Origin of the sequence: Bradyrhizobium sp. BRP23, from assembly GCF_020194135.1 — a bacterium.
Classification (GTDB): domain Bacteria; phylum Pseudomonadota; class Alphaproteobacteria; order Rhizobiales; family Xanthobacteraceae; genus Bradyrhizobium; species Bradyrhizobium yuanmingense.
Window position 1 is genome coordinate 75860 of the sequence record NZ_JADYVW010000007.1, and the last position, 25935, is coordinate 101794.

The 25935-nt window shown below is 58.3% G+C and carries 28 protein-coding genes and 2 pseudogenes; 6 read left to right on the top strand and 24 right to left on the bottom strand.

Annotated features, from left to right (window positions below):
* The first annotated feature begins 44 nt into the window (after positions 1–44).
* The 3 genes and pseudogenes from I6F24_RS20240 (at position 45) to I6F24_RS20250 (ending at position 1874) form a co-directional block, all read left to right on the top strand.
* Positions 45–592: pseudogene (locus I6F24_RS20240) on the top strand (DUF2478 domain-containing protein).
* A 172-nt stretch (positions 593–764) separates the two neighbouring features.
* A complete protein-coding gene (locus tag I6F24_RS20245; protein WP_225129540.1) occupies positions 765–1319 on the top strand; it encodes a peroxiredoxin in 555 nt (184 codons plus the stop codon).
* A gap of 6 nt (positions 1320–1325) precedes the next feature.
* Positions 1326–1874: a carboxymuconolactone decarboxylase family protein gene (locus tag I6F24_RS20250; protein WP_225129542.1), complete on the top strand. Its 549-nt coding sequence runs from the start codon at positions 1326–1328 to the stop codon at positions 1872–1874.
* A 237-nt stretch (positions 1875–2111) separates the two neighbouring features.
* Here the strand turns inward: I6F24_RS20250 and I6F24_RS20255 are convergent, their stop codons facing one another.
* The 7 genes from I6F24_RS20255 to nifH all read right to left on the bottom strand — a co-directional run bounded on the left by I6F24_RS20255 (position 2112) and on the right by nifH (position 9966).
* Positions 2112–2408, bottom strand: coding sequence for a ferredoxin family protein (locus I6F24_RS20255; protein WP_027571403.1), 297 nt, complete (start codon positions 2406–2408; stop codon positions 2112–2114).
* A 38-nt stretch (positions 2409–2446) separates the two neighbouring features.
* Complete coding sequence (locus tag I6F24_RS20260; RefSeq protein ID WP_225129544.1) at positions 2447–3754, bottom strand: FAD-dependent oxidoreductase; 1308 nt, start codon at positions 3752–3754, stop codon at positions 2447–2449.
* A gap of 11 nt (positions 3755–3765) precedes the next feature.
* Positions 3766–4878, bottom strand: coding sequence for an electron transfer flavoprotein subunit alpha/FixB family protein (locus tag I6F24_RS20265; protein ID WP_225129546.1), 1113 nt, complete (start codon positions 4876–4878; stop codon positions 3766–3768).
* 970 nt (positions 4879–5848) lie between these two features.
* Positions 5849–6190 (bottom strand): nitrogenase stabilizing/protective protein NifW, encoded by a 342-nt coding sequence (gene nifW, locus I6F24_RS20270; RefSeq protein WP_225129548.1) that lies wholly within the window; start codon positions 6188–6190, stop codon positions 5849–5851.
* A gap of 468 nt (positions 6191–6658) precedes the next feature.
* A complete protein-coding gene (nifV, locus tag I6F24_RS20275) occupies positions 6659–7846 on the bottom strand; it encodes a homocitrate synthase (protein WP_225129642.1) in 1188 nt (395 codons plus the stop codon).
* A 295-nt stretch (positions 7847–8141) separates the two neighbouring features.
* On the bottom strand, positions 8142–8933 hold the full coding sequence (locus I6F24_RS20280; RefSeq protein ID WP_225129644.1) for a nitrogen fixation protein NifQ: 792 nt from the start codon (positions 8931–8933) through the stop codon (positions 8142–8144).
* A 148-nt stretch (positions 8934–9081) separates the two neighbouring features.
* Positions 9082–9966 (bottom strand): nitrogenase iron protein, encoded by an 885-nt coding sequence (nifH, locus tag I6F24_RS20285; RefSeq protein ID WP_027571409.1) that lies wholly within the window; start codon positions 9964–9966, stop codon positions 9082–9084.
* A 410-nt stretch (positions 9967–10376) separates the two neighbouring features.
* Between nifH and I6F24_RS20290 the strand changes: the two genes are divergently transcribed.
* Together I6F24_RS20290 and I6F24_RS20300 are read left to right on the top strand one after the other, a co-directional pair.
* On the top strand, positions 10377–10535 hold the full coding sequence (locus tag I6F24_RS20290) for a hypothetical protein (RefSeq protein WP_225129550.1): 159 nt from the start codon (positions 10377–10379) through the stop codon (positions 10533–10535).
* A gap of 874 nt (positions 10536–11409) precedes the next feature.
* On the top strand, positions 11410–12141 hold the full coding sequence (locus I6F24_RS20300) for an OmpW family outer membrane protein (RefSeq protein ID WP_225144493.1): 732 nt from the start codon (positions 11410–11412) through the stop codon (positions 12139–12141).
* Between the two features lie 442 nt (positions 12142–12583).
* Here I6F24_RS20300 and I6F24_RS20305 read toward each other — a convergent pair whose 3' ends face one another.
* The 14 genes and pseudogenes from I6F24_RS20305 to I6F24_RS20370 all read right to left on the bottom strand — a co-directional run bounded on the left by I6F24_RS20305 (position 12584) and on the right by I6F24_RS20370 (position 22168).
* Complete coding sequence (locus tag I6F24_RS20305) at positions 12584–12931, bottom strand: (2Fe-2S) ferredoxin domain-containing protein (RefSeq protein ID WP_225129554.1); 348 nt, start codon at positions 12929–12931, stop codon at positions 12584–12586.
* A gap of 1166 nt (positions 12932–14097) precedes the next feature.
* Positions 14098–14571, bottom strand: coding sequence for a Rieske 2Fe-2S domain-containing protein (locus tag I6F24_RS20310; RefSeq protein ID WP_225129556.1), 474 nt, complete (start codon positions 14569–14571; stop codon positions 14098–14100).
* Complete coding sequence (locus I6F24_RS20315; RefSeq protein WP_225129557.1) at positions 14568–14789, bottom strand: hypothetical protein; 222 nt, start codon at positions 14787–14789, stop codon at positions 14568–14570. Before I6F24_RS20315 ends, I6F24_RS20310 begins: the two co-directional genes overlap by 4 nt.
* A gap of 267 nt (positions 14790–15056) precedes the next feature.
* A pseudogene (locus I6F24_RS20320) lies at positions 15057–15557 on the bottom strand (aminotransferase class I/II-fold pyridoxal phosphate-dependent enzyme); the annotation flags it as partial.
* 41 nt (positions 15558–15598) lie between these two features.
* The gene (locus I6F24_RS20325) at positions 15599–15868 is read right to left on the bottom strand and encodes a DUF6129 family protein (RefSeq protein ID WP_225129559.1); all 270 of its coding nucleotides are present in this window, start codon (positions 15866–15868) and stop codon (positions 15599–15601) included.
* Positions 15869–15902: 34 nt separating this feature from the next.
* Positions 15903–16262, bottom strand: coding sequence for a DUF3024 domain-containing protein (locus I6F24_RS20330; RefSeq protein WP_225129561.1), 360 nt, complete (start codon positions 16260–16262; stop codon positions 15903–15905).
* 14 nt (positions 16263–16276) lie between these two features.
* Positions 16277–16516, bottom strand: a complete 240-nt coding sequence (locus tag I6F24_RS20335; RefSeq protein WP_225129563.1) for a nitrogen fixation protein NifZ — start codon at positions 16514–16516, stop codon at positions 16277–16279.
* The gene (locus tag I6F24_RS20340; RefSeq protein WP_225129565.1) at positions 16513–16827 is read right to left on the bottom strand and encodes a nitrogen fixation protein NifZ; all 315 of its coding nucleotides are present in this window, start codon (positions 16825–16827) and stop codon (positions 16513–16515) included. Before I6F24_RS20340 ends, I6F24_RS20335 begins: the two co-directional genes overlap by 4 nt.
* 357 nt (positions 16828–17184) lie before the next feature.
* The gene (locus tag I6F24_RS20345; RefSeq protein ID WP_225129566.1) at positions 17185–17409 is read right to left on the bottom strand and encodes a 4Fe-4S binding protein; all 225 of its coding nucleotides are present in this window, start codon (positions 17407–17409) and stop codon (positions 17185–17187) included.
* A gap of 9 nt (positions 17410–17418) precedes the next feature.
* Positions 17419–18918, bottom strand: coding sequence for a nitrogenase cofactor biosynthesis protein NifB (nifB, locus tag I6F24_RS20350; protein WP_225129646.1), 1500 nt, complete (start codon positions 18916–18918; stop codon positions 17419–17421).
* A 1205-nt stretch (positions 18919–20123) separates the two neighbouring features.
* On the bottom strand, positions 20124–20348 hold the full coding sequence (gene nifT / locus I6F24_RS20355) for a putative nitrogen fixation protein NifT (protein WP_027571421.1): 225 nt from the start codon (positions 20346–20348) through the stop codon (positions 20124–20126).
* On the bottom strand, positions 20345–21511 hold the full coding sequence (gene nifS, locus I6F24_RS20360; RefSeq protein ID WP_225129568.1) for a cysteine desulfurase NifS: 1167 nt from the start codon (positions 21509–21511) through the stop codon (positions 20345–20347). Before nifS ends, nifT begins: the two co-directional genes overlap by 4 nt.
* Before the next feature lie 100 nt (positions 21512–21611).
* The gene (locus tag I6F24_RS20365) at positions 21612–21848 is read right to left on the bottom strand and encodes a NifU family protein (RefSeq protein WP_306469170.1); all 237 of its coding nucleotides are present in this window, start codon (positions 21846–21848) and stop codon (positions 21612–21614) included.
* A complete protein-coding gene (locus tag I6F24_RS20370) occupies positions 21848–22168 on the bottom strand; it encodes an iron-sulfur cluster assembly accessory protein (RefSeq protein ID WP_225129572.1) in 321 nt (106 codons plus the stop codon). Before I6F24_RS20370 ends, I6F24_RS20365 begins: the two co-directional genes overlap by 1 nt.
* A gap of 263 nt (positions 22169–22431) precedes the next feature.
* Between I6F24_RS20370 and I6F24_RS20375 the strand changes: the two genes are divergently transcribed.
* Entirely contained in the window at positions 22432–23022 is a 591-nt protein-coding gene (locus tag I6F24_RS20375) for a hypothetical protein (RefSeq protein WP_225129648.1), read from the top strand.
* 8 nt (positions 23023–23030) lie between these two features.
* Here I6F24_RS20375 and I6F24_RS20380 read toward each other — a convergent pair whose 3' ends face one another.
* From I6F24_RS20380 to fdxB, 3 genes are all read right to left on the bottom strand, one after another.
* Positions 23031–23426, bottom strand: coding sequence for a Rieske 2Fe-2S domain-containing protein (locus tag I6F24_RS20380; RefSeq protein WP_225129574.1), 396 nt, complete (start codon positions 23424–23426; stop codon positions 23031–23033).
* Between the two features lie 478 nt (positions 23427–23904).
* On the bottom strand, positions 23905–24744 hold the full coding sequence (locus I6F24_RS20385; RefSeq protein WP_225129576.1) for a host specificity protein: 840 nt from the start codon (positions 24742–24744) through the stop codon (positions 23905–23907).
* Between the two features lie 893 nt (positions 24745–25637).
* Complete coding sequence (fdxB, locus tag I6F24_RS20390) at positions 25638–25934, bottom strand: ferredoxin III, nif-specific (protein ID WP_225129578.1); 297 nt, start codon at positions 25932–25934, stop codon at positions 25638–25640.
* Position 25935: the final 1 nt, after the last annotated feature.

Sequence of the window (25935 nt, forward strand, 5' to 3'; positions counted from 1 at the left end):
CTTGCGGCTGCCGAGCGGTGCTTGCAACACCCGCCACGACCCGCATGAGAACCTCGACAGATATTCCCCGACAAGAGAAACACATCAACAGGATCCCAGCCGTGATCGATGATCTGGATCAGATAGGTCCGTATAGTGTGGGGGCAATTCACTACCGCCCAAAAGACGATGCCGATAGGCTACTCGCCCAGTTCGCTCAGGATATCGCGCAGCAAGGCCTACGCTTCGGCGGCATCGTGCAGCGACACTCGATGCGCGCAAATGTGACGCACGTCATGATCACAATCGACGTTGCGACGGGACAAGAGATCTCGATCTCCCAGCCACTCAGCAGCGGAGGTCCTGTAATCTCGGTACAAATGCGCTTGCCAAGGCCGCAGCTGTCCTTTCCCAGGCACTTCGCAACAAGTTCGATCTTCTCATGACCAACAAATTCGCCAGACAAGAAGCAGCTGGCCGGGGCCTGCGCGCCGAATTCGTTGACGCGATCACCCGAGGCGTAGTCCTAACGGCCGTTCCGAAGAAATGCCTTGCCGACTGGCGACCCTTCAGCGCGGGCGTTGGCACGCTGCTGCCTTGTGATCGTAAATAGTTGGAGCGAAGCGCTTGGCTACTGATTTTTCAGAACTTAGCGCTGATCGACTCTCCAAGCGCGCGAGCATGCTCGTATCAAAGCCGCTGGAATCCACTCCCGAGAACGGATGGCATATAGTTTGCTTCAACAGTGAAATCACGATCTACAAAAGCAAATTTGTGAGGACAGCATGCTCGGAATTGGAAGTCAGTTGCCGCCGTTCGAAATCACAGGCGTGAAGCCAGGTTTTCAAGCGCAGGAAGAAGGAGGACAGAGTGCATTCGAGACGCTGACCGAGGCGAGTTTTGCAGAAAAATGGAAGGTCATCTTCTTCTATCCCAAGGATTTTACCTTCGTCTGCCCGACAGAGATCGCTGAGTTTGCGCGGCTCTCCAAGGAATTCGCCGACCGCGATGCGATTGTACTCGGTGGTTCGACTGACAACGAGTTCTGCAAGCTCGCTTGGCGGCGCTCACATGTCGACCTGCACAATCTGCCAATCTGGCAGTTTGCAGACACAAAGGGAACGCTCGTCGATGGTCTTGGCGTGCGTTCACCTGAAGGGGTTGCTTATCGTTACACCTTTATTGTTGACCCCCAAAATACGATCCAGCACGTCTATGCGACCAATCTCAGTGTCGGGCGCAGTCCTAAGGACACGCTCCGCGTTTTGGACGCGCTGCAAACCGACGAGCTCTGTCCCTGCAACCGCGAAATCGGCGGCGAAACCTTGAAGGTTGCTTGAGGCAGCATGTCGTCGATCGAACAACTAAGCGACAGGATTCCAGATTTTGCGAAGGATGTCAGGCTTAACTTGACCTCCTTGGTGGCCGATGAGACGCTTTCGCCACAGCAAAAATACGGGCTGCTGCTGGCGAGCGCTATTGCCACCCGCAACGCAGCCCTGATTGCCGCGATCGAATCGGCTGCCGCCGCCGTGATGACATCTGTGGCGATCGCCGCAGCAAAAGCCGCAGCCTCCCTCATGGCAATGAACAACGTTTACTACCGCTTCGCTCACCTCGTTTCCAACTCGCAATACAAGACGATGCCGCCACGGCTGCGTATGAACATCATCGGCAATCCCGGCGTCGACAAGTCCGATTTCGAGCTGTGGTCGCTTGCGGTCTCGGCCATAAACGGCTGCGGTGCTTGCATCGATGCCCATGAGAAGACACTGAGAGCCGCGGGCGTCAGTTCCGAAGCGATCCAGACCGCCGTACGCTTTGCCGCGATCATGCAGTCAGTGGCGATCGCAATCGAGGCCGCTGGGCCCACCCCCTCTCGGGCGAGGGGCTGATCCTTCTTCTGCCATACGATCGACTGCGTTGTGGCGCCACTCAGTGACGCCACAACGAGCCCTTTGCGGCTCCCGAACGAGCGGGACATCTGCAAATCATGTCTTGCGCAGCGTCCGCATGAAGAGCGTCTTGCTCGAATTCCAGGCGCCGTGCAACTGACGCGGAATGCGCCACACATGCGGTGAGATCCTATCGCCTAACCTCGGTCGCACCACGGCCCGCCCTTTTTTCCACCATCACCCAAACTTGAACAGCACTCCATATCCGCCGCGCGGATGGCTCCATTCGATGTCGCCGGTGGGCTCGGCGATCACGCGGCAGGTACCGCACTCGATGCAGCCGTCAACGGTTATCTCGACCTGGCCGTCGTCATTGAGCTCGTAGCATCGCGCGGGGCAGGCTTTCAAAAGTGCAAGTAGCTGCGGCGATGGCGTCGTGTGCGCACGGACCTTGACGTGAGGATGACCGATGTCGACAAGATAGCGGTTGTAATACAGCTTGTCTTCGACGCGCACTGGGGGTTCGACATTCATGCTTTGACCTTCCATTGTTAGCCTTCACGCTGTCCCGGTCAGCGCCAGGCCCGTGCAAAACGATAAGCATCGCCGAACAGACCTGTCCATGACCTCGCCTTGGCAAAGGATTTCAGGGTCGCCTTCTCCTTCTCAGCCTTGGGCGTACCATCGACGCGCACAAAGTTTTGCATCGCCTTGGAGATGAGCTGCGGATAGGTGAGAAAGAAGTTTTGTGAGTGCGTATGCATCAGGGGCGGCAAATCCTTGTACTTCTTTAGATCTTTGATGACGAAGGAGTCGTCCAGCATCTTCTTGTAGATCGCCAGATTTGTTGCACTCATCGGCTCGCCGCGCGATTTCACCAGACCTATCGCTTCGGCGGCGATACGGCCGGAAGTCATCGCGAGATTGGAGCCCTCTCGATGAATGGCATTGTTGAGTTGGGCCGCATCGCCCACGACGACCCAGCCTTCGCCATAAAGCTGCGGGATCGACTTGTACCCGCCTTCAGGAATGAGATGCGCCGAATATTCCTTGACTTCGGACCCTGCTATCAGGGGCGCCACAGAAGGATGCCTCTTGAATTGATCGAGCAGGCCGTAGGGCGTCCGGCCCGTGCGCTGGAAGTCGGCAACGAGACAACCGATGCCGAGCGAAATGCACTCTTTGTTGGCATAGATGAAACCCATCCCTGTCATGCCGTGGGAAATGGTACCGGCCGCCTCGATCACGACGCCTTCATCGCCCTTGAGATTGAAGCGCGCCTCGATAGTCTCGCGAGGCAAGAAGTGCATCTCCTTCACCGCGAGCGCAACGTTATCGGGTCTCGGCCGCGCGCGCAGGCCCGCGCGCGTCCCGAGCAGGCCATTGACCCCCTCGGCCAGCACGACGACATCGGCATGTATTTCGCCGTCTCGGCGATCTGTACGAACACCGACGATTCTTTCACGCTCGTCCCGTACAAGCTCGGTGACGGTCGTCTCGCACAGCACGGTCGCGCCAGCCTCCCGCACCTTGGAAGAGAACCATTTGTCAAACTGGGCCCGTATAATCGTATACCGGTTCGGCCGTTCCTCGTTGAAGTCGTCTGAGCGGTAATGCATGCCGACATGGGAGCGATCGTCCATCATCCAGAACCGCTGCTCGATCAGATGACGTTCGAGCGGCGCCTCCTCTCGAAACTCGGGGACCAGCTTTTCCATCATGTCGGCATAGAGGATGGCGCCCTGCACATTCTTCGATCCGGGATATTCGCCCCGCTCGAGCTGCAGCACCTTCATGCCGCGTTTGGCCATGGTCAATGCCGCCGCATTGCCGGCCATACCGGCTCCGACCACGATCGCATCGAATCTCTCTTCAATCATCATCATCTCCTCTAGGCCGTCGCGATCCGGGCGCGCGAATTCGGCAAAAGCCGGGCGCGAAATGCGGCCGTGAGCGAGGGTAGCAATTGCATGGCGTCACTGACGATCGCGAGATGGGCGAAGTCGAAGATCGGAGCGTTCTTGTCAGTATTGACGGCGACGATCAGATCCGCGCCCTCCACACCAACCCGGTGCTGGATCGCGCCGGAAATGCCGGCGGCAATATAGAGCTTTGGCCGGATGGTCTTGCCCGTCTGGCCGATTTGCCGGTCAGACGTGACCCAGCCTTTTTGCACCAGAGGACGCGAGCAGCCATATTCAGCGCCAAGCAGCGTTGCGAGCTCGCGCACCAACCGAAAGTTCTCAGGCGATCCCAGTCCCAGACCGCCCGCAACCACGACATCGGCATAGGCCAAATTGGACGTTTCTGCATCGCGGTCGGGTAGGAACGACAATATTTTTGTGACAATATCGTCTTCGATAAGACCGAGCGGATGGACGATGATACGAGCGGCATCGCGTACGACGCGCTCAGGCATCGGCATGACCCGCGGGCGGACGGTTGCCATCTGCGGACGATAATTCAAAGTATAGATTGTGCAGAGCAGCGAGCCGCCAAAGGTCGGACGCGTTGCCGCAAGCGAACCATCGGCGTCGACGTCCAGCGCGGTGCAGTCGGCAGTGAGCCCGGTCGACAGGGTCGTCGCCACGGAACCTGCGAGATCGCGACCGAGCGTCGTCGCCCCCAATAGCAGGATCTCGGGCTTGTATGTGTTGACGAGTTCGGTTAGCGCTTTTGTATAGGATTCGTTGCGGTAATCCGACAAAACATTGTCGCTCACGAGATAGGCCAGGTCGGCGCCATAGCAAAAGGCATCAAGCGCGGCGTTACGTGTGTGCTGCCCCTCCGGACCGATAACGACAGCGGCAAGATTCACTTTTAGCCTGTCGGCAAGCCTGCGCCCCGCCCCCATGAGTTCCCAGGAAACCGGATGCACCTGGCCGCGCTCCAGCTCAACAAAGACCCAAACGTGTTTGTACGCCTTAAAGTGCTCCGGCAGTTCCTTTTTTGCTGCTGCGCGGCCGGCCGCCGCCGGCATGGCCGTTCTGGTGACATTGCTCATACTCAAAATTCCCCTCAAAGATAGGCGCGCCCGCGCCACAGGTCGCTTTTTAGCTTCGTTGACTGAAGATCACTTTTGGTCAGCAGGTGGCCGGTTGCTCTGCCCCGTCAGCCTGGTCCGACCGGCCGCACAACAAGACCCGTCGTCGCGATAGACGTACCGGTCCGGCCGGATTTGGAGAGGTCTTCCACACTGGACCCTTGCGCGCCGGGTTCGACGAATGCGGCCGCGGTGATTCTGACCGGTCGCTTCCATGCCTGAGTTGGCGTGTCCGTTCGCTGCGCAATACCTGCGCCTCACTTTCGGCCCAGCGGCTCCACATTGACTGTGACGGCGAGGGCGATCCCCGCAACGCACCTGTCACGCAATCCATCCCGAGCCTCCAGCGCCGACAACCCGCATGCGCCGACCTTGGCCCTCTTCCTAACGTGCTGTCCGCCATGAGATGGATACAAATCTGAGCGGAATCGGGGGCCGATTTGATGGGGATGACGCTGTGCATACCCTCTCCAGGTGTAGCGCGAACGGGCGACTTATCCATTGACCACCATCTGACCGTCGATACGGAACTTCGATCGCGTCAAAGACCATTTCGAACGGACCTGCGCGATCGTAGGCCACGAGATGATGCCGCAGCGCTCGGCAGGCAGTAAAAGCAGCATCATGGGTCTCCTTCAATCTCATCTCGGACGACTAGCATCTGTCGGCAGCGATGATCATACCGGCAGGACAACAGCAAGTGTCGTACCAGTTGCAAAAACCCTTGAAAGTCAGTCGAAAGTAATGGTTTGGGAGACACTTGAAATAGCCGCTGATACCGTGGACACGACCAGTCCAGACATGGGTCGGGAATACGACAGGCGCCGCTCGGGTCGTGGTTGCAGAGAGTTGACCCGGATAAGGACGAAGGCTGCACATCGGGTTGCCATGGCGCCCCGCCGGCAAACCTTGCTTGCAGTGGACCGCGAGATCACTTCAGCTCGCTCAACGGGACAAAGGCAGCGGCCTTCTTAGGGTCTGCGACGGCATCCTTCAAAACCTTGAACACTCGCTGGTCGATCGGTGACGATGCCACGAAATCGGCATAGGCCTGCTCCAGCATCGCCTTGCACCGAGCTCTGATTTCCGGCTCGGCGGCACCAGCAAATTGCTCTTTGGCAAGATACTGTCCCATGCGCTTTAAGATGTGAAGGCGCGCGACATTCACGATCTTAGGGTCGTAATCGACGCCTAGCAGCGAAAAAAAATCCTCTGCCGACGAGGCCTTGCTGAGCCGAACCAGGATACCGGCTGCCGGGGATGAGTTGATCATCGAAACTTCTCCTTCAGATTAGCTCTGGACGGTCAATGAGATGGGGTTGCGCCTGTTGACTGCTGCCGTCCTGCCTCGCACAGCTGATGCGCACGCCACAACCCGGAAAGCGGTGCTCTCAACTTCGCTGCCCAGATCGGCGGGTCCGCCGGTGACGAAGCCAGTCCCGATGAAGATCCGGGATCAATGGCCAAACCACGATCTAGGTTGACGCTCGTCAGGACGGTCGTCGGACCGGAAATCAGCCGCGCGAGAAGATGCCGATTGGCAGTCCGGGGACGGCTCGTCATTGTGTAGGAGATCACAGCATGTATGGCGGAACGGGAACTAAGATTTGGAGGTGAGATCGCGCCAGGGATCTGACGTGCGAAAGCTGGGCGCCGCTTGCGCCATCAGCGACATGGGACACTGTCCTTGCGGCGCGTCGGTTTGCGAAGGGTCGACGCAAACGTTGCTGGGCACGGCTTTTCACGCGGGCTGGGTTGCCAAGCATCCGCACACGTCGCGCCAGATCGCCGCCACGGTTTCGCGCTCGACTGGCAGCTTGTGCTCGATCGCATACTTGCGGACTTGCGACAGGATCTGCCTGGCTTGATCGTCGCTGGCGACGAGCTGCAGTTCATCGAGTAACGCGGTGATCGCCGCAAGTCCGGAATGCTTGCCGAACACAAAGCGGTTGCAGCGGCCAAGCAAAACGGGATCAAGCGATTGATAGGTGCGTCGATCCTTCAAAAGGCCAGCGACATGAATGCCGGATTCGTGCGTAAATACATGCTGTCCGACGATCGCCTTGTTCATAGGAATCGCACGTGCGGCCGCGGCTGCTACCACCGTGGCGACGTTCTCGAGCTCCCGGAGTATGATGCCGGTCTCGCGCCCGTAGAGCTGCTTGAGTGCGACCGCGATTTCCTCGAGCGGTGCATTTCCGGCCCGCTCGCCCAGCCCGATGACGGTCACTGAGGCGTGGCTCGCGCCAGCCCTGATGGCGGAGAGCGTGTTCGCGGTTGCGAGTCCTAAATCATCGTGACCGTGAAATTCGAGTTCGAGATCGGTTGTCGCACGCAAATTTCCGACCAGCGCGTAGGTCGCGTCGGGATCGAGCACACTGAGCGTATCTGCAATACGAAAACGACGCGCGCCCGCGGCTTCTGCAGTCGCCATCAGCCTGATGAGAAAATCAATGTCGGCGCGGGAGGAGTCCTCACCACCGACGGCGACCTCAAGTCCGCGCTCACAGGCATAGCCTACCACTCGCTTCACCCGTTCTAGCGCCAGGTCGCGATGACCACCTAGCTTGGCCGCGATCTGAACATCGGAGGTCGGGATCGAGATATTGATCATGGACACCTTTGCTTCGATCGCCGCGTCGACGTCAGATTCCCGCATCCGGCACCAGCCTATGGTGGTCAGCGGAAGATCTGCTTCGACAATGGCGCGGATGGCGGCGATCTCCTCGTTGCCCATCGCCGGCGTTCCCGCTTCGATCTCCGTGACTCCGGCCCGCGCCAGCGCCTGCGCGATCGCCAGCTTTTCCTCTGTGGTGAACGCAACGCCAGGTGCCTGCTCGCCGTCGCGCAATGTCGTGTCGTTGAGCACGGTAGGCTTGGCGCGCACCTGGTCGGACCAGGACGATTTGGCGGCGGTGCTGGCGGCAATCACGCGAGAGCTCCTCATTGTTTGACCTACCTACGCTTCAGCAACCAGCATGCCAGCCTGCCATCCCGTCCAACCCATTGACGAATGACCCCTTCCGTCCTCGACCTTCTTGAGCAAATGAATTGTCGCAAATGCGACAGGTCATGAAGCGGACGCCTTGCCTGTTGCTACGCCGAGTTCGAACGTTAGCAATTGCGGCTCGCCAGGATGTGAGAATTGTCGCGGTCCACTTGGGCCCGCCGCCGCCTTGGACACATGGTCACTCGCTCACATCGAAGCGGCGTCGGCCGCGCCCTCAACCTCCCGCGCGACTTACCAAATCCGGCGAGGCTTTCTCGGATGACGGGGCGATAGCGGACGCTCCTGGCAGTTCAGATGGACAGTCTCCGGCAACGACCGGCCGAGCCGCCCGGAACAGAAGATCGCGCCGGCGCTCGGCCATCCGGCTCTCACCGCTTTCTTCGCCGAAGCACAGGTTGAAGTCGTCACATTGCTTGCACACAGGTGTTGTGCACATCACGAGCCCTTCATTCTCGCAAAGCATGCGGTAGAAGAAACGCTTCCAGCGCATATTGTTGACATTGCGCGCGGCGAGCGGCGCGAAATGGCGGCTCAGCAGCCGAGAGAGCTCGCCACGATTGCGCAAGCCGAGCGCTTCCCACAGGTGGTCTGGCTCAATGGCACGGCGCGCGATCATCGCAGCCAGCCAGCGGCCGATATCCCCTTCCGTCGAGCGTTGCTCGAGCAAGAGATCGCGCAACATTGCGATCTCGTCGTCCTCTTCGCACTCGAAATCCGAGAGCTGCTCCGCGAGCTTGATCTCAAGCGAGGGAAAGTACTGCTCCAGCAAGGCCACCAGTTCAAGGCCGGACAGGCCAGCCTTCTCGGGAAGAGAGCCACCATCCATTGTGGCAGCCGCCAGGATAGACGCCAGGACATGGCGATCGAGATCGCTGTCAATGGTAATATCGGCATCTGTAGGAGGCACACCGGTGAGCATGCGATAGGTTGCAATTCCCCTGTGCATCTGGCTGTTGATATCAACGGCACAAGCAGCCGGCGACGGAAGGAAGTGCGCTTCGAACATAATTTTGCGGGTTTCCACAATGGTCAGGTTTGCGTGCCGCATCCTGGTTTTGATCAGGGTCGATCGTCAGAATGCCGGCCTCCCGGGATGGGCGGTGAGGGAGACCGGCATCCGTCGCGCGCCTTTACAAGGCCGCGACTCGCGACCTTTACGAGGCCGCGAGTTCGGCGGCGGTCTTGCCGATGATGGATTCATCCACGGGCTTCATGATGCCATGCTCCATCAGCATGTCCTCGAGCTCGTCCATGGAGATTGGGGTCGGGATGATGCCTTTGCCGCCATTGTTATGAACCTTGGTCGCAAGATTGCGATAGTGATCGGCCTGCTTGGAATCGGGTGCATATTCAAGCACCGTCATGCGGCGTAACTCGGCATGCTGCACCACGTTGTCGCGTGGCACGAAGTAGATCAGCTGAGTGCCTAGCTTCTTGGCCAACGCTTCCGCCAGTTCCAGCTCCTTGTCGGTCTGCCGCTCGTTGCAGATCAGACCGCCCAGCCGCACGCCGCCAGAGTTCGCGTATTTCAGGATGCCTTTGGAAATGTTGTTCGCAGCATACATCGCCATCATCTCACCGGACATCACGATATAGATTTCCTGCGCCTTGTTCTCGCGGATTGGCATCGCAAAACCACCGCAAACGACGTCGCCGAGCACGTCGTATGAGACATAGTCAATGTTCTCGTAGGCTCCGTTCTCCTCCAGGAAATTGATCGAGGTGATGACGCCGCGGCCGGCGCAGCCGACACCCGGCTCAGGACCACCGGACTCCACGCAGCGAATGTCCTTGTAGCCGACCTTCATTACGTCCTCGAGCTCGAGGTCCTCAACGCTGCCGGCGCTCGCTGCAAGGCTCAAAATCGTGTCTTGCGCCTTGGCGTGCAGAATCAAGCGGGTCGAGTCCGCTTTCGGATCGCACCCTACAATCAGAATTTTCTGACCCATCTCGGCCAGCGCCGCCAGCGTGTTCTGCGAAGTGGTCGACTTGCCGATGCCGCCCTTCCCGTAGAACGCGATTTGTCTCAGTGAAGACATGTTGCTCTCCATCAACCGATTTGCCAAAAGTTGCGCGCTTCTTGCGCGCGAGCTTGTTTCTCTCTCAGAAACGGGGGCACACGGGTTCGAGGGAAGGAGCGCATCGCTCGTGTTACGCGTCGGCGTGCACTCAGCCCTCACTCAGTGTTGCTGTCGCTTATTAGCAACCGCCGTGCCAACGCTTGACCGCGCTCCTTAAGCTTCTGATTACGTTTCTAAAAAACACCAGCCGGTGAGTGAGGCCTTGGCTATTTTGGATCTGACAGGATCTGCGCGACTGTCAGAAAACTAACAACGACCACAACAATCTACGCGAAAAGCCGATTTGGCGAGACCTGTTCCGATGCCTTCTGGTGTGGAACGGCACTTTGTCCTCTTCTCGCAAGCCGGGCGATCCTAGGACAGTGAATATGCCGGTCGGGCTCGAAACCTGGCGGACCAGCCGCGAGTGTTGCAAATACGGTACGGCGCTTGATGCGCTGACATTGGAGATGATCGGCAAGAAATTCGAATGGGCTCCCGAAAGCAGCCGCGCCATGCCAATCGTTCAGCTCAGCGCGCCTACATAGGTATGTCGTGGCGACAATCATCTTTTATCAGAAGCCCGGCTGCGCCACTAACGCGCGTCAGATTCAAGCTGAAGTCCGACGTGATCGCCCGAGACATCTTGAAAGATTCATGGGATGCGGAGAAATTGCGCGGCTTCTTCGGCAATGTGCCGGTCAAAGCCTGGTTCAACCGAGCTGCCCCCCGTATCAAGTCAGGCGAAGTCAATCCGATACTATCGACCCGGCAAGCGCGCTCGCATTGATGATAGTCGATCCGCTCCTGATACGACGACCGCTGATCGACGTAGACGGGGCACGATGTGCCGGACTCGATCATGAGCCCGTGCTGTCCCTGCTTGGCGGCAACACGCAAGATGATCTCGGCGGATGCTTGCACGAAGCAAACCGTACGCGTTGTCCGCAGACGTGAGAAACGGGCGGAGGGTACCCACCGCTATCAAGCGAGGCAGAGATGCCGTTTCCCACTTCCGGCTTCCTTCACCGGTAGTAAGCGACGGGACCTTCCCTGAGACGCTCGCACGAGTGACTGCTCCGTAAGGGGCATCGCCTCTATTGCGCTCGAATGCCGCGCTTCTCGCCTGTGTAGTGTGTGAGAGGCCGCCGCAGTTGCCGCCTTTATCGCGCATGACCTCCGCGGCACGGATTGGATCACAGCACCAAGGCGAGAAGCGGTTTCTTGAAGACATTCTGCTCTATTCAATTGAATAACGATCAGAACAGATCACAACGCTTCGCGGCCGTGATCCTTATGCAACTTAGCGGCATAATTGCGCTATGGCCGCTCCCATTTGATCGGTATCAAATCCTCCGCCATTCCCCAGTGTCACAGAGATCTCGCGCGGCTCTTCGCGCCGATTTTGGAATGGAGAATTCGATGAGAACAAGGACAGTTCTGACGAGGGCATCGCTCCTCGCGCTCGCGACCTCGTTGGCCAGCATCTCGGTACAGGCTGCGGATCTGGGTCGGACGCCGGTCTACTATAAAGCGCCTCCGATCGAACCCTTCAATCCATGGATGATCCGCCTGCGCGTGCTTGGCGTTTTGCCGGATACCGCAGGCAGCTCGGTCAGCATCGCCGGGGCCCCCTCGCTGTCCTCACCAAGTTCTGGCCTTTCGATCAGCGATCAAGCCGTACCCGAGCTCGACATCACCTATTTCTTCACAAAAAACGTTGCCGCCGAACTCATTCTCGGCGTGACCAGCCATCACATCAGCGGCAATGGCGCGCTCACTGGCCTCGATATCGGCAAAGCCTGGCTGTTGCCGCCAACACTGACCCTGCAATATCACTTCACCGAATTCGGCGCGCTCAAACCCTATATCGGTGCGGGCATCAACTACACCGCATTCTTCAACCAATCGGCAGCCAATACGTCGCCCGCCGGTCTTGCGGTGACGGATTTGCACATCAGCAACCAATTCGGCGCGGCGGTCCAATTCGGCTTCGATTACATGCTTGATCGTCACTGGGGCCTCAACTTTGACGTGAAGAAGCTGTGGCTGCGGCCGGAGTACTCCGCGACCGTAAACAATGCGATTGCCGTCACCGGGCGCGCCAATATCGATCCATGGCTCGTCAGCGGCGGCGTCACTTACAGGTTCTGACGCTAGAACAGGAGCAGAATGGGGAATCCGTTTGATCATTCCGGACGTACGAGCTCATCGAGCGCGTCCCCTAACCTCACCGCTGTGCAAGCAGGGAGCGAGATGACGCGTCAAGGACGCGTCATCTCACGAGAAGCGGGGAGCCATTCGCAGCATTGCTCTCGCTGTAAGCTACGGATCGCGCGGCATGGAGTGACGGTACACAAACAGATCGACCCAGCATGTGTTCATATTCTTGTTCGCGTTGCAAAAGGCGCCATTTGCCGATCGGCCCGGAGAAAAAAGGCAACACCCGCGCCGAGGTCAATGACCTGCTGTTCGCAGACCCAGAGCGTGAGGCCTCCGCTCAACCTCAGACGATCCTAGCTCCGGGCGGCCAGCTCATGGACTGACAAGCCGTCCATGCTTGCTAGCCCGGGCACGTGGCCGCTGGGCGAAGCCTCTAGCTTCGCTTTAGCACCATCACAAGGCGGTCGACACGTTTGCCCTGCTTGAGGTGGGAGTTTACGATTTCGTCAACGTCCTCAGGCGTGGTCGCGCGATACCACACTCCATCGGGATAGACTACCATCAAGGGACCAGCGTTACAAAAGCCAAGGCAGCCTGCCATCGTGAAGCCAATATCGTTGAGGCCTTGCGCTTCGACCGCCTTGCTCATTCGATCCCACAGGGCTTGCGCGCCAAAGGCGCCACAGCTGCCGTGCGGATGAGTTGGCGGACGCTGCATGTTGCAGGCAAAGACATGATGCCTATAAAGTTGAGGAAGTTCGAATTCGGCTTCTGAGTTCATGCGCCTGTCCTGTGATCAATGGGCTTCATCTGAAAAGATGACAAGGTGCGAGCACGTCGCTCCCACAATCTCTTACGATTAAACGCTGCATCGAAGACTTTGATGCTACTGATTCCCACTCGCGCTTGCCAATGCTGGCGAAATGAGCGGGTGCCATAGTGGTTGTCATCGCTGAAGATCAGCGATAGACACCTTCGCGTCCGGATCAGCCTCTTTGATCAATTCCAACCTCTTCTGCCATCATCGCGACCTTTTTACTCCCGCATCACTTGCTCATCATTCAACTTCTCCAAAGCAAGTTGCACACCAGATGCGTAACGTTCGTTTGTCCAACGATCCCTTCCTTTTCGCGGCGCGACTCACAATTATTGCGCAGGTTGCGACAACGTCGTTCGCTTCTGTTTCGGACACGACAAAACTCGCATAGCATTTGACCTCCCGCCTCGGCCTGCTGCTGTGTTCCGTCGCTGCCGATCTATCGTTTGCTCAACAGATAGCGCCTGTCGCAAGAGCCCAACGAGACAGCGATGATTGCTGAGCCACCTTTGAGGCTGCAGACCAAGCCGGCCGCAATCCCGATTGGCAGGAACGTTAAACCGGCAACGCAGCGGCCCGCAGGCTTCCCACGATACACGTCAAGACGCGCTTGCAGCGGCAAATTTGCGACGAACAACGAGCACCTGCTCACATGCATTTGCTCCTAACGGGTCCTAGCTGACATCCGCTAAGGGCCTCGCACGAACGGAGTGGCATGGCAGTTGCAGCGCAGGCAATAACGCCAGCTGCGTCCGCCGGCCAAAGAGTTTTGACACAGGATCGTCATTCCTCCTCCCCAAACGGTCCTGTCAGTCTGGGCCCCACATTCTCCCAGCCCAGACGATGCCCTCGGCGAACTTCCAGCCGCCGGGGGCATTTCCCTCTCCAACATATCGCCTGCAGTAGGAAGCATGTCCTGCCTGCCCGCTCGATTTGGCGAGCTAGTGCAAGGGCAGCTTCTTGGTGCGACGGAGGTCGCGGAGTGGCAGGGCTGCAATCCGCGCAAGGTGCCCGTTTTGTCTCACAAATCAACAGCCGTGACACGCATCTGCCAACGCTCACGAGTACGACGGCTTCATCCGACGGCAAGGCGCCTCAAGCAGCTTGAGCATAACAAAGCGATAGGCCCGTTAGTCCGGATGGATCGTGATATCCATGGTTTCGTCGCTGTCCGCGAACGGGTCGGCAGACCGATCGTCCTCCAGCAGCCTGACGCCGCACAGGCAGACGTCACCTTCGATCACGGCGAGCGGTACCGGCTCAAGCGATTGTCCATCGCAGGGGCCGTCGATGCACATCCCAGTGTCGATCTCGAATCTTGCGCCGTGCCGGCCGCATCTGAGAAAGGAACGGTCTGACGAGAAAAACGCACCGGTGCCGATGTTAAGCCAGACGCTCTCATGCGGACAACGATTGACGTAACCAAAATAGTCGTTGCCGAAGGTGCGCACCACAATAATTGGAAACGGGCGGCTCTCGCCCCTATCATCGATCCGCGACAGGCTGAAGCCCATGGCCCCACTCCGCTCGAGGGCATCGGCCGGGCAGACGGCAAAAACCTCCGTCTTATCGCTCATCAGGTCGCCGATTATCGGTTCGCTCATCCCGGCCTCGCAGTTTCCTGCTTGAAGGCTTCGATCGCAGTCCGGCTCAGCCGAAAAATCCCGCGGCCACGAGCGAGCGGCCGATAAGCCGAGCTGGCACGGGCGTTCAGGACATCAAACCATTGGATCGGCGTGAGCTTCGCCGGACGCTCACTGATCTGGATCACCCTCCCGTCCGGACCGAAGCGGACGTGGATGATGACTTCTTGCGAGCTCATACCGATCCCCTGTTTTGGCAACTCTAAGGATCCCGACCGTACACCGACGATCTCGACTCGGGCACCTTGGCGCGTGGGGGCTCAAGCCGCGCCTTAGACGCCGCGCCTTTTGTACTATCGAGCAGGTATTCTTCACCCGCTTGGAGCATTTCTCGCGCGGACTTAACACGAGTGCGTGCCTCCAACCGCACGGCGTGCTCCCGCATTTGTGTGGATCACGATCCGCACCAGGCAACGCTGCCACAAGCGACGTATGCTCAATCCGTCCTTGTAGCTCGATCCAATCGCCTCGGTGTAATCCTCCAAAAGCAGCAGCTGATGGCGCTGCGCGACCGCACGCAGTTCCGACCACGGCGCGGGATGACCGTTAGGATTGCCGGCGACAATCGCCCGCGTGTTGGCCGTGATGCGCTCTTTGGCCTTCGCTGGGACTAATGCTCCCGACCAATAATCGACATCTGCAAATACCACTCGTGCGCCCGCGAGACTGGTGGCATGCGCGGTTTCGCGAAAGGAGTAGGGCGAGGCGAAAACCTCCTGCCCCGGGCCGATGCCGAGCGCCTTCAGCGCAAGCAGGAGCCCGATGGTACCACTCGAGACCGCATCAACATATTTGCGACCAAGATAGGCGGCGAAAGCGTGCTCAAACGCCTCAGTGATCCGCCCGTTGGAAATTTGCGGCGAACACAGCAGCGTCTCCACGGCAGAGAGCTCAGAGAAGGTGATATCGGAATCGAACAGTGGAATGAATGATGTATTCTCCTCCACAGTGTGCGCACCATCAAGCCGATACTCTGCTAGTTCAGTGCTCACCGCCGCACATTCCTTTTGGCCAATACGATGCCGGTCGCCCGCGTCGGATCGGCCGTAATCTGCACGCAGTGATCTGATCCATCGATCAGATGAAGGTCGAAACGCGGAAACTGCCGGAACGGCTGATCCGCCACATCCGACGCATCACAGCGCACCCAAGCAAGCTGTGGAAAGCGGTGCCGCAGCTCGACAAACGGACCCATCTCGGCGCGATCGGCTGCAAGCAGCCGCTCGATTTCGATCAATTCCTCCGCGGTGAGCGCCATCGTGGCTCCTCTATGACTCGTCAAAGGCGCGGCGTCATTGCCAGAACAGACGCTCCGGATCCGCATTCAATTCGTCGATTGCAGAAGTCAACCGATGGTAAAGGCTGTAAAATTCCCAGGTTCCTCGCGCGTGGTTCTTGCGAAACAGCTTCCAGATCCCGCTCACGGCATCATAATGAATCAGTGCGACATCGATGAGAGCGCCATCCTTGTCGATGTTGCGCGAGCAACAGGGGCTCTCGACGAGGTAGCCGCCCCTCACCGGCGTCACGTTCGGCGAGACGTAGAGATAACGCTTGCGCGAGCTCAAGCCGCGCTCGATCCGTTTGCGATCGAGTTCGTTGGGGTGAGGCACCAGCCCGGCCTTTACCGTTCTCATCAGCGCGGCATTCATCGCGAAGCCTCCATTCAAAGCACTGTGATTTCTTCTTCAAGACAGCCGATGAGCATCTGCTCACCAAAATCGACAATATAGATCGGCACGTTCGCTTCGGTATGGATCGCGACGTTGATGATCTCGCCGGTCGCTCCGGCCGCGAGCAAGACTCCCTCGGGCTCCATGTCGGGATATGAGTGGTCGTTGATGAGGTCGACTGCGGTTTTGACCCGCTGGCCCCGCTGATATTTCGGAACGCCGGGCTGAGTCATGACTCCTCCGGGAATGGCAGATCATCGATCTCCTCGCACGTGTCCACCGGCTCTAGCTCCTTGCGCTTCATGCCAACGCGGTAGCCGCTTTCCAAAAACTCAACGCCGTAGATGTAGAATTGCTGCAGGAACGTGCCGATCGAGACGACATAACCGACCTCCCCCTTCTTGACTAAGACGTCGCCAATCTCCTTGCCGCGATAGGTGCCATCATTGCGGATGGTGCGATTGGCTCGCAGCTTTTGGCCAAAGCTGAAGACGGGCGGGTCGCTGAGCTCGACGACGTCGCTGTCGCGAACAATGCTGTTCATGTACCGCTCCTCATGCATCGCTCCCTCTAGAGATGTAGGAAGCTGCCTCGCCCACGGCAGGCGAGATCCTGCATCACTTCATACTCGCGCGGCGTGGTCAGTCTCATCGACGACAGCAGCGCTGGGTAGGAAGGCCGCTCTCGGAATCGCGAAACGCCTTGGACCGCCGCGCAGAATGAAATGCCCGCCAGGGCCGTGCTGCCGACCAGCAACAGCACGATCGCAGGGCAAGCCAGCGCAGTCGTCGTCCGTGATGGAGGACCGAACGTCGGCGTCCGCGCCGCCGCCAACGCGCAGCACGAAGCTTGCGACGTTTTCAGCACCCGCTCTTGGCGTGCCGTTCATGGGGTTCACACTTTAGACTGGCGCCTGGTAGCGAGGAAAGGACGTGTCAACCACACAGGTATTGTCGACCGGACAGGCGGCGACGCATTGCGGCTCGTCGAAATAGCCAACACATTCAGTGCATTTCGCCGCTTCAATGACAAAGCTGCCCCCCTTCTCCGAGATAGCAACGTTCGGGCATAAGGGTTCGCAGGCTGAACAGCTCGTACACTGCGAGGCGATGATCTTGAATGGCATATATCCCCCTTAGCCTGCGGAGAAAAGAGATCCTTGCGGGATCGCGGCGTCGCCGCGCTGCGCGTGCTGGATCTCCCCGCGTTTCACCTTATCCAGATAGGATCTGAACCAGGCGATCGCCGACTTCTCAATGAACTCATGGGCATATTGATCGACCGGCTCGATCCCTGCCTTGATCAGATTGCTTTTCGGGCAGCCGCCTATCTTGGAGACGAAGACCGCATGGCAGTCATGGATGCCACGCATGATGGCGGAAAGCCTGTCCTCCTCGCCATAACCGCCCTGGCAGTAAACGTCCACGCGGCGGTGGCCGACGAATTTGGCGCCGGATGTAGAAAGTTCGTAGACCTGGAATTCCTTTGCATGCCCAAAGTGCTCGTTGATCACCCCCGAGCCCTTGGTTGCGACGGCCACTAGAAGAGTGATCGCGCTCATCTCCCCGGCAAATTTCGCAAGCTCCTTTTGGGCGACCGCGACTCTGGCGGCACGCTCATGCTCTACCCTGCCCTGATATGCCTTGCGCATCTCTAGGTCATATTCGACGTCCATTTTCATGACCTGATCGGTGGTGAACTCTGCGCTGCGGTCCTGCCCGAGCAGACCGACCGCATCGGCCCGGCACTGGCGACAATGGCGCATAATTTTTATCTCTCCTTCACAAGCATCTTGCAGCGCCTTCAATTCTTGCGCCGTCGGTCCGCGCTGACCGTTGAGGCCAAATACTGTGCCGTGTTCGGGCGCGGAGATCAGCGGCATGATATTGTGAAGGAAGGCACCGCGCGACTTCACCGCCTTGTTGACCTCGATCAGGTGGTCGTCGTTGATGTTTGGGATCATCACCGAGTTGACCTTGCACAGGATACCTCGTTCGCTAAGCATCTCGAGACCTTGCAGTTGGCGATCGGTGAGTATTCTTGCCGCGTCAATACCCGTGTATCGCTTGTGGTTGAAGAAGATCCACGGATAAATCTTGGCTCCGATTTCGGGATCAACCATGTTGATGGTGATGGTGACGTGGTCAACCTTGGACTTGACGATGGTATCAACATAGTCCGGCAGTGCGAGTCCGTTCGTTGACAGACACAGTTTGATTTCGGGAGCGGCCTTGGCGACCAGCTCGAACGTCTTGAACGTCTTTGCTGGATTGGCCAGAGCATCGCCCGGTCCAGCGATGCCAAGCACCGTCATCTGCGGAATGCTGGTCGCGACCGCGAGCACTTTTCTGACCGCCTGCTCAGGCGTGAGCTTCTCGCTCACCACACCCGGACGCGATTCATTGGCGCAGTCGTATTTTCGGTTGCAGTAATTGCACTGGAGGTTGCAGGCAGGCGCGACCGCGACATGCATACGGGCGTAATGATGATGCGCTTCTTCGCTGTAGCAGGGATGGTTCTTGACCTTTTCCCAGATTTCGGTCGGCAGATCGCCTTGGCCTGCGTGCGAGCCGCAGCTCGCCTGTCCGGTCTTGGCCGAAGCGCGGCAGCGCTTATGCTCGGGGGCGGGCTGCATCATCTTGCCGCTATCCACTGCAGCTTTGACATACTTTCCGCGTTCATTTTCATTTTTCCCTGCTGGCATCATCGCCCCCCAGGACGATCAAAGAAGCTGGATAGCAACTTGCATGCCATGGCGCAGACGATGAAATTGCAGCCATACGCCAAGGAGTTAGCGGAAACCATCGTCGCTGGCGCACGAAAGAAGAGCAATGATGCGCTTGTTGACGATGCGACAGATACGTCGTCATTCTCACGCAGAGCTCCACGGCTTGCGCATGCTCGCGCTAAGCTCGCCGGAACCGGCTCCATCTGAACGGGTTTTCTCGCGTTGCGGCTCCCACGATAGGAGCTGGGGGATCCGGGCTTCATAAGGCCACTAATGGGTGAGCAGTATCTCAACCGTGCAAGGGAACCCAATCGCAAGCGGTGTCAGGCGTTGCTCGAGTAGAAAGCGGAGCTCGTTGCGAGAGAGCGCGTCCCCATCAACGATGGCATAGTGGGTGCTGGCCGAGCGCTTGATGATCTACCGCCGCATAGCTACGCAACAGCTGTTCGTTGAAGCGACAGCCGATCAAGAGAAAGGTCTGTTCGCCTTTCCTTGATGGATGTCCGGAACTGGCGTCTGAATGTCGATTTCGGTCAACGCCTGACGTAGTCCGCGTCGGAGATAAGGAAGGTGTTGGCCGGCTGCACGCTGCCATGCGACTTGTACAGCACCCCCGTCGCCCAGCTGACGGCCACCGCACTGCCGACCTCTCGGCAAGCGAATCGTAAAGGCGATACCAGCGATTTTCGCCAATGCCGACGCGGGTGATACCCTGCACTTCGACCCATCCATCGCGCTTATCCAGCGCCGGGCGCCTGGCGGCATCATACCAGATGTCGACTATGACTCGCAGCGACAGGGACGCAAGATGATGGCGCGACCGCGTCGGCTGAACTGGCCGAGCGAAAGCCCGCGCCATCAATGCCGTCACGGCGGACCGATCTTTGCTGATCTCGACTTGTCGCGCCGACGCCAACGCATTGCCCCTAGCCGGCCGCGGCAGCGGAACCTCGCTCGAAGAAGCCGGGCAACGCCTCTGGCGTGGTCGACATATCGGATCTGCACAATTCGGCGAGGCCAGGACCGAGATGGGGAACAATGCTCGCGGCCCTCGTCCACGAGCGTGGCTTTTGCATCGGCCGCATCGACAAAGTCGATCTTCGGGGGCGCCTTCAGGGATCGTCCCCGTTCTCGCCCCGTTTTTTAGCGTTGATTGTGATCGGTAGCCGTGTGTCGCTCGCCATCTCGGGCAAATCGAGCACCCAGCCATTAGCTACTTTGATCCAGCCGCCCCATAGCGTCTCGTGCTCGGATTCCACGATTGGCTCTTCGAGATCCTTTTTTGGCACGTATATCGACAGGCCCGCGTCCGGAGACCGGCGGATCATGATTTTCACGTGGTCAACTCCTTGGCTGTGACGCAGGAGGTGGCGCGCAGGCGAGCCACGATGTCGGACACTGCGCACACGACCTCATCGACCTCCGCGAACGAGGTTTCACGTGACAGAGAAAAGCGCACCGCGCCGCGCATCCGCCACGCCGGCACCTGCATGGCACGCAGAACATGCGAAGGCTGCATTGAGCCGGAGTTGCAGGCTGATCCGAGCGACACGGCAATACCGGCCCGATTGAGATGGTGGGCGATGGCTTCGCCTTCGAGATGATCGAAGGCAATAGTGGCCGTGTTCGCTAACCGATTGCTGATATCGCCGAGCGCAACGCACTCGCCATTGTGCAAAATTCCCTGCTCTAGGCGGTCGCGCAACGCGCCAATGCGAACGCGCTCCGGTTCGAGCCGCTCCGCCGCGAGCTCGGCAGCCTTTCCCAGGCCGACGATGCCGGGAATATTCTCAGTCCCGCCGCGGCGTCCTCGTTCCTGTGATCCGCCGCAGATCAGCGGCCGGAATTTTGTCCCTTTGCGCAAATATAGCGCGCCGATTCCCTTGGGGCCGTGCAGTTTGTGCGCGGATAGCGACAGCATGTCGATCGCACTGTCCTTTAGGTTTACGCGCACCTTACCGATGGACTGGACTGCATCGGTGTGAAACAGCGCGCCCGCCTCACGGGTCAACCCGGCCAGAAACTCCACAGGGAATATCGTTCCGGTCTCGTTGTTGGCCCACATAACCGAGGCGATCGCTGTGCGTGGCCCGAGCGCGCAGCGAAACGCCTCGATATCGAGCCGGCCGCGGGAATCTACGGGTACGATGTGCGTCTTGACTCCTCTTGCCGCCAATTGCTTGGTTAACGCAAGAACGGCGGAGTGCTCTACCGAGGTGGTGACAATCTCGTCTCGGTCTTCCTGCGTCGCAAGCGCAGAGAGGATCGCGGCATTATTCGCCTCGGTCCCTCCCGAAGTGAAAACGATTTCTTGATCGTATGCGTTCCCTAACAGGCCCCGCAAGCTATGCCGGGCCTGCCTCACAGCGACCGCGACCTCGTCGCCAAAGGCATGCGTCGACGAGGCATTGCCGAATTGCTCGGTGAAGAACGGCAACATGGCTTGTACAACGGATGGATCGGTCCGGGTCGTTGCATTGTTATCGAGGTAGATCGGCATTCTATTCCTCGCTCATCCATTGCCTCGCCTGCAGCAGCAACGGGGACCAGATTCAATTCGCCGAATTGATCAACCAGCCGCGCCTGAATGCCTTCCAGCGTCACCCGCGAAGTCTACAAACCGTGCAGGCACCGGTCAGCGTGACCATGATCCTGCTGCTGCCATCGATGCCTATCAGCTGACAGTCGCCATCATCGCGTGGCAGATTGGGGCGTATCTCTTCGAGAGCCCCGCGAATGCGACGCTTTAGGTCTGTCGCAGTGGACGACGATTGCCTCAGTTGTTCGGCCGGCATGCTTCGATATGTCCTCTTCATCAGCTGAACGATTTTTTTCATCAGCTGAACGATTTTCCGCAGGAGCAGTTCGCGGTGGCGTTCGGGTTGTGAAAGGTAAAGCCAGAACTCTCCAGTGCCATCACGAAATCGATGGTCGTGCCGACCAGATGCTCACGGCTCTTGTTATCGACGAACACCTTCAACCCGTCGCATTCGATCACGGTGTCGTCAGGCTTCGGTTCCTCGGCCAGGCCCATCTTGTATTTAAATCCATTGCAGCCGCCTGCTTCGATCATGACGCGCAGACCGCCGGTCGGGTGCGCCGACGATGAAATCGCGCTCTTGATTGCATTCACTGCGCTGTCCGTCAGGTTGATCACGGCTTTCCCTCATCAGCTTGGATCTAGCTGTTAAGGGCAAGTCACGTGCCAGCGCGCAGGCGCTTGATGATGCGCACTTTTTCGGACCGCGCCTGTTGACTTTGGAACCGGTGTTGGGTTCCTGACACGACTAGGCGCGGCCCCCTGACGCGTTTTCTTTCTAAGCTACGCGCGGGCAGCTACGCATGCAACGGCAAGCAATTTGCATCGCATCTGGCACCGGCCAAGGCGTCGGTGAAGAGCTTAGATCGAGGACGAATTTAATGACTGCAATCGAGAACACCGCACTCGGCAGATTTGAGAAGGAGGGCCGCCTGCTCAACGCCGTACTCAAAGGCGCGACTACCAAGCCGGGCCGGTTCGGCTTTCGTGGCGACGTCGCACTGAAGTTCCAGACTCAGGTCGCCGACGAGAAGCGACCGCCGGACTATTCGATCGAGCAGGTTCTGACGATCGCGCAGGACGGAGAACGCACTATTCCGGTGCTGGCCGGCTACCTACACTCCTTCGCGTATCTTGCTGACGTCGCGACCGTCCTTGACGGCGCCTTAAGCCCAACCGGCAGCTACTTCATGTTTTGCAACAACATCGATTTGCTGGCGAAATATCGAATCAAGTTCGGTGATATCAACTTTCACGTCTTGCCCTGCGATGAATCGACCGTTTGGAAGGAGATGATGGAGCTGGTCGGGCTCAACAAGGACGACATCAAGAAGCTCGATCCGGGCGGCAAGCTTGATTACCTCCTCGATGCCGCAAAGGATCTCGATCTGTCCTATGAGGAGATCTCTTACGACGGCGGGCTAAAGAGGATGGAGCCGGTGAAAAACCGCAACGAGAACCGCCCGGTCTGAGGCGGTCTTCAGTTGTTTGGCGATGCATCGTCTTCGACAAGACGCACGCCGAGGACACAGATATCACCATCCAGAACTGCCAACGCGATCGGCGTGAGCGCTCTACCCTGACATGGACCTTCGACGCACCGCCCGGTGCCGAGTTCGAAGGTCGAACCGTGCTTGCCGCACATCAGCCGGATGCCGCAAGGATCCAGGAATTGGTTCTGCTCCCAATCCAATTTGACGCTGTTGTGCGGGCATTTATTGACATAGCCAAGCACTTTTTTGCCCCAGCGCACCACAATGATGGACCACGGCCGGTGATTGCCGTCATCTTCAACGACCATAAGATGGAATCCCATGGCTTGGCGGCTCGGAATGTCGTTAAAGCCGCAAATTGCATAGATGGGATTTGGCTGCATTCATACTCGCTTATTGCAAGGCGCTTTTCATTGCGTTGTGCAATCAACGTGCAAGAAGTGTGCAAGTGCCTGAGCGGATCGTGTCTGTGGTAATCCAATGCGCAAGCTTATTGCAGCTCACCCCATTACCAACGCACAATTAGGCCAGTTCGTTCGACGATTGGGCCGTGCTGCCCTTCCATGAAGCCCGCCCAGCTACAGCTTTCGGCTTCAAGCATTCTGCACGATTTGCCGGATAGCTACATGCGGTGGCTGGTCGTTGCTGCTCGTTGATGGCCACGGCCGTGGCAACCCCGTTAGGGCCCCTCGGATCGCCTATCCCCCGCGAGCATCGTAAGAGCCTCGGAGAGGGGCTAGACGGTCGTTTCGGCCGCCGGGGCGACGCTGCGAGCGTCGCCCCTTGAAGTAAGACCATTGCGTCCGCTATAGAACGGTCGAAAGCCCATCATTTCAGGCCCGGTGCTGCTATGCAGCCAATTTACTCGAGGGGCATTCGCCTAAGAGCGCGCTCCAGGTAAATTGAAGCGCCGTCGTCCGAGGAATCCGAGTCGTAGCTTCTCTGAGGACCGACATCACTGCCCCCAGCTTTGGAAAGATACTTCGTAGGCTTGTCTACACGCTGCCACTTGTCATTCTCGTTCTTCGTCCACACTTCGGGATTTTGGTGAGGATCAAGCACCCAGTGGTTACGGCCCACGTGAACAAAACCCATGTCCGCAAGGCGGGGTTCCATGCCTGGTAAGGCCGGCCTCGACATGATCAGCGGATGGTCGCCGTCCTCTCGCAGTAGATGTTGTAGCAAGATGTCGCCAGCGTTCTCGACAAGCGGATGAGTTACCCTAAGATCTACCACGGACGTGATATCGTTCCGCCCAAACTGTTGTTGAAATTGGTCTCCTTTGATCCGAACCGGGCCTCCTGCTCTTAATAGCCCGACAATTTCGTCGCCCAACCGGTAGCTGTAAAATCGTGCTGGCTTATTTGGATCGTCGTAGGTGTAGGCGTAACTTCCAGCAACGGTTGCTGCGCGCTCAGCCTTCTGGGAGACGAAATCTGAGTATTCCTGTGGGTTCTCGGCGATCTGCATGATATCGCTGCGCAAGAACCTCTCGACTCCTCTCCTGAAGGTTTCGCGGTCGGGGATCTCTCTAATGGGCGGTTCGGAAACGAGAGAGTATGACGCCGCTGGTTCGGATGACGACCCACTTGGCTCCATCCCTGCAACTGTTTCCGCAAATCGGGGACTATCTCCCGCTTCTGACGAATCGTCATTACCGGTTGTGAACTGGCTGGATGAGCCAACGATTCTGCCATACATCAGACCGCTCTCCTATGAGAAAAGTTGCACGCAATCGAGCTCGCCCACGCGCGGCTCTGCCTGCGAGGATAGAATTCCTAGCTGACCACAACCTGACCAAAGCACTCAGCGTTTACACGTGGCTACCCCGCGCAGTCTGCGCGTAGCTGCGACTAGCCGCGATCTGTGGGTGGAATCGCACGTAATATCGGCGGCTACGATCCGTCGAAGAAACCGATGCTTATGATAATGACTTGCACGTTCCTATTAGCAGATGGGTTACCCCGCCCGACCACGTACATCGACCCATGAACCCGCAACGAGAATTAGAGACCTGCGTGCCAATTGTTCCGCGTCCTGATTTTGCGATGTGCGCTCGATGCCCATGTGGGGCAGCGAAATGTCGTCCCCGCTGGGCGTGTGCAAAAGACCAACTAAGGTGTTCCCGGCGCATCCCGTCCCTGTAGAATCGACCATCTAGGCAGACACCATTGTCCACGATCGGCGGCGCGGCGGGAACATAAGCTTCTCCTGATCCGCAAGCAGACATGCACAGGATCCGCTCGGATCAAATCGCCAGATGTAGTGGCTAACTGCCTTTCAAAGTAGACTCCTCGGCCTCAATCATGACAGGCTTCAATCCACCTAGTGCGGCGCGAGGCGCAGCTCGCCTCCTACGAATACGCGAACCTTGGGGACGAGTGGTTCGTGAGCAACGGATATTATGCCGGCATGACATAGCCCGAGGCGCCAACCATCGCCTCGGTAATGCTTACGCTTTCGCCGCTCGATCTTGCTATTCGATGCTTGGTCGACATCCTTCTGGCATGCCGTCCTCACCTGAGTTCACCTGATCACAATTGCGCCTTGCCTCACGTATATCTCGCCTGCCACAACAGGACGAGTGTGTTCGCTCACGCTGCTTCAGGTACCGCCAAAGTGTGCGTCTGGCAGTTGGCCGGGCAAACCCTGGCGCATGCACCGCAGCCGATGCAGGCGCCTTGATCATTCAGAACCATAATTTTCTTTTCGATCTCATCGTCCTCGTCGTCGAGGTCGACAAGTTCGCCTCCCTCACCGATTCCTTTCAAAGTCATGACATCTCGACCGCACACCTTGAAACAGCGGCCACAGCCGATGCATTTCTTTGCATCGATCGTGATCAAGTATTGTGGCGTCCAGTCGCGTCCGTCTCGTGTTTGGAACGACATG